Annotated in this window: 5 protein-coding genes; 2 read left to right on the forward strand and 3 right to left on the reverse strand. The window is 71.6% G+C overall.

Translation table 11 applies throughout. The features are described from left to right. The 3 genes from HW445_RS23435 to mgrA form a co-directional block, all read right to left on the reverse strand. The coding region (locus HW445_RS23435) for a helix-turn-helix domain-containing protein (protein WP_180222936.1) at window positions 1–310 on the reverse strand (310 nt) is incomplete at its 3' end. Between the two features lie 133 nt (window positions 311–443). Further along, window positions 444–896 (reverse strand): ATP-binding protein, encoded by a 453-nt coding sequence (locus HW445_RS23440; RefSeq protein ID WP_151773907.1) that lies wholly within the window; start codon window positions 894–896, stop codon window positions 444–446. A 179-nt stretch (window positions 897–1,075) separates the two neighbouring features. After that, complete coding sequence (mgrA, locus tag HW445_RS23445; protein WP_180222937.1) at window positions 1,076–2,077, reverse strand: L-glyceraldehyde 3-phosphate reductase; 1,002 nt, start codon at window positions 2,075–2,077, stop codon at window positions 1,076–1,078. 111 nt (window positions 2,078–2,188) lie between these two features. On the opposite strand from mgrA, the gene HW445_RS23450 reads away from it, so the two are divergent. Together HW445_RS23450 and HW445_RS23455 are read left to right on the forward strand one after the other, a co-directional pair. Next, the gene (locus tag HW445_RS23450) at window positions 2,189–2,701 is read left to right on the forward strand and encodes a DUF664 domain-containing protein (RefSeq protein ID WP_180222938.1); all 513 of its coding nucleotides are present in this window, start codon (window positions 2,189–2,191) and stop codon (window positions 2,699–2,701) included. 144 nt (window positions 2,702–2,845) lie between these two features. Beyond that, entirely contained in the window at window positions 2,846–3,304 is a 459-nt protein-coding gene (locus HW445_RS23455; protein WP_180222939.1) for an SPW repeat protein, read from the forward strand. The last annotated feature ends 46 nt before the right edge of the window (window positions 3,305–3,350 follow it).

Raw genomic sequence — 3,350 nt, forward strand, 5'->3', positions numbered from 1 at the left:
CGCCGGGCACGGAGGCCGAGCGGGCCGCGAGGAGGCTGTGGACACGGATCAGGAGGTCCCCCAGGCCGAGCCCCAGGGCCCGGGCGGCGGCCGCGAGGACCTCCGAGGAGGCCTCCTTGCGGCCCCGTTCCAGCTCCGACAGATAGGGCATGGAGATCCGCGCGGCCTCGGCGACCTCCTTCAGGGTGCGCCCCTGGGCGAGCCGCTCGCGGCGCAGCACCTCGCCGACGAGGTCGCGCCACAGCGGCTCCCTGGCACGGGCCGGGCGGCGGAGGGGGACGGGGGCCGGGGAGGTCGCGTGGTCGCTCACCCTTCTCACCCTAGGCCGCTCGCCGGGCCCGGCAAGACGGCCGGTCGAGGTTCCGCTCAGAGGTGAATCGCGCGGCGGGCAACCGAGGTTGGCCGCCGCCGGGGAAACACGGCGGGGAGCATGTCCGGGCGGCTCAGCCGCCCAGACGGAGGGTGGCGCGTATCCGCTTGCCGACCGGGACGCGCTCCACCACGACCTCGTCGGCGACCGCGTGGACGATCTCCAGGCCGTGCCGGCCGACCCGCTCGGGGTCGCGGGGGAAGATCTGCGGCAGGGCGACGCTGCTGTCGTAGACCGTCACGGTCACGGAGTTGTCCGATCCCTCGAGTTCGAGGATGTACGGACCGTGGCTGTGCCGGTCCGCGTTGGTGACCAGCTCGCTGACGACCAGGAGCAGTTCGCCGCCGTAGCGCTCGTCGGCGGTGGCGCACCACTCGTTCCTCAGCTGCTCGAGGAACTGTCCCGCGAACTCCCGCGCCTCGGCGATGCATCCCGGCTCACCGGTGAAGTGCGTCGCACGCCGCAGGGGCTCCACGGGCACGTCGAAACCCGTTGTCGCCACGGCCCCGTCCAGGTGCTCGATCATGCGTGTCTCTCTCGGCTGCCGGCCCGGCCGGATACTGATGCGCCTCTCCTTCTACCCGGGTCCGGCCCTGTCACTCCCCCCGATTCGGATGACCTGTAACCCCCCGTTCACCGTGCGTGGGCCCCACGGGAGGGGAACACCCCCGCGGGGCCCGTGCGCTGCGCCGGGTCGGCCGTCCGTCAGCCGGCGGCGGCGCGGACGATCTCGTCGATCCGGGACAGTTCGTCGTCGGAGAAGTCCAGGTTGCCGATGGCGGCGACCGAGTCCTCCAGCTGCTGCGGGCTGCTGGCGCCGACCAGTGCGGAGGTGACACGGCCGCCCCGCAGCACCCAGGCGAGTGCCATCTGGGCCAGCGACTGGCCGCGTGCGGCGGCGATGCCGTTCAGCGCGCGCAGGTGCCCGACGAGTTCCGGGGTCACCTTCTCGGCGGTCAGGAAGGGGCTGTCGCTCGCGGCGCGGGAGCCCTCCGGGATGCCGTCGAGGTAGCGGGAGGTGAGCAGGCCCTGCTCGAGCGGCGAGTAGACGATGGAGCCGACCTGGAGTTCGTCCAGCGCGTCGAGCAGACCCGTCTCCTCGGGACGGCGGTCGAGCATCGAGTAGCGGGGCTGGTGGATCAGCAGCGGCGTGCCGAGGCCGGCGAGGATGCGGGCCGCCTCGCGGGTCTGCTCCGGCGAGTAGTTGGAGACGCCCACGTAGAGCGCCTTGCCCTGCTGCACGGCGGAGTGCAGCGCCCCCATGGTCTCCTCGAGCGGGGTGTCCGGGTCGGGGCGGTGCGAGTAGAAGACGTCCACGTACTCGAGCCCCATCCGGGACAGGCTCTGCTCCAGCGAGGAGAGCAGGTACTTGCGCGAGCCCCACTCGCCGTACGGGCCGTCCCACATCAGGTAGCCGGCCTTGGTGGAGATGACCATCTCGTCGCGGTAGGGCCGCAGTTCGACCTTGAGCGCCTCGCCGAAGGCGGACTCGGCGGCGCCCGGGGGCGGGCCGTAGTTGTTGGCCAGGTCGAAGTGGGTGATCCCGAGGTCGAAGGCGCGCCGCAGGATGGCCCGCTGGGTCTCGACGGGGCGGTCGGGACCGAAGTTGTGCCACAGGCCGAGCGACAGCGCGGGAAGCTTCAGGCCGCTGCGTCCGGTGCGCCGGTAGGGCATCTGCTCGTAGCGGCCGGGATGGGCGGTGTACAACGCGACTCCTGGGGTTCGGCGTGTCCGGTGGTGCGTGATCACTCTTCCTCACCGACCCTCTCCCGGTCCAACCGCCGAGCGGGGAGACGGGATCGGGCGGAGGCTGGAGACATGCACGCAAAGGACATTCTGATCGAGGGATACGGCAGGATCCGCGAGGAGGTGCACGCGGCGGTCCACGGCCTGGACGCGCAACGGCTCGCCGCGCCCCCCGCACCGGGGGCGAACCCGGTGGCCTGGCTGGTGTGGCACCTGACGCGGGTGCAGGACGACCACGTCGCGGACGTCGCGGGCCTGGAGCAGGTCTGGACGGCACAGGACTGGCACGGCCGTTTCGGGCTGTCCCTGCCGGCCTCCGACACCGGCTTCGGGCACGACCCGGCGAAGGTGGCGGCGGTCCGGGTCGACTCCCCCGATCTGCTGACCGGCTACTACGACGCGGTGCACGAGCAGACGCTGCGCTTCCTGCGCGCGCTGACCGCCGCCGAGCTGGAGCGGATCGTCGACGAGCGGTGGGATCCCCCGGTCACCCTGGGCGTCCGGCTGGTCAGCGTGCTCTCCGACGATCTTCAGCACGTGGGGCAGGCGGCCTACGTCCGGGGGCTGCTCGAACGCGCCGGATGAGCCGTGGCGGAATGTTTCCGTGACCTGCATTACACATAACGGGTGAATCGGGGCAGAATGGAACAGGTGCGGGTCAAACCGCCCCGCATTCGATTCCTTCCGCCGCACTCGCGGTCAGGCCTGAGATCTCGAAGGAGACGAGTCATGGCCAATGTCTCGCACCCGCGTGGTGACATGGCGAGTCACCCCGACGTGCTCGAAATGAGGGAGCAGTACGCCCGCTCCCAGCAGGGTCCGAATCTGGGGATGCTCGCCGCGCCGCTGTGTCTGGTCGGCGTGTACTGTGCCGCCTCGCCGTGGATCCTGCACTTCACCGGAAGCCAGCCCCCGATGGTCGCCCACAACGTGATCGTCGGCGCGGCGATAGCCGCCCTGGCCATCTGCGCGGCCGCCAACCCGGCACGGATGAGCGGGCTCGGCTGGGCCGCCGCCGGTCTCGGCGTGTGGATGATCATCGCCCCCTGGGTGGTGGGCACCAACCCCGACGCCGGCGTGATCATCAGCAGCATCTGCGTCGGCGCCCTGGCGATCTGCCTCGGAGCGGCGTGCGCGGCCCTGGGAATGAGGAAGGCCAAGGCCGGCAAGGCGTCATCGAGGTTCTGACGGCGCCTGCCCCTGCGCACGGGGCGGGGCCGGGCCGGGTCACCCC

The sequence above is a fragment of the Streptomyces sp. UH6 genome, from assembly GCF_013421635.1.
In the GTDB taxonomy this organism is placed as follows: domain Bacteria; phylum Actinomycetota; class Actinomycetes; order Streptomycetales; family Streptomycetaceae; genus Streptomyces; species Streptomyces abyssomicinicus.

Bases quoted from the DNA above. Each gene is read 5' to 3' on its own strand.
- HW445_RS23440 (WP_151773907.1), bottom strand. From the start codon at position 896: ATGATCGAGCACCTGGACGGGGCCGTGGCGACAACGGGTTTCGACGTG.
- HW445_RS23450 (WP_180222938.1), top strand. From the start codon at position 2,189: ATGCACGCAAAGGACATTCTGATCGAGGGATACGGCAGGATCCGCGAG.
- HW445_RS23455 (WP_180222939.1), top strand. From the start codon at position 2,846: ATGGCCAATGTCTCGCACCCGCGTGGTGACATGGCGAGTCACCCCGAC.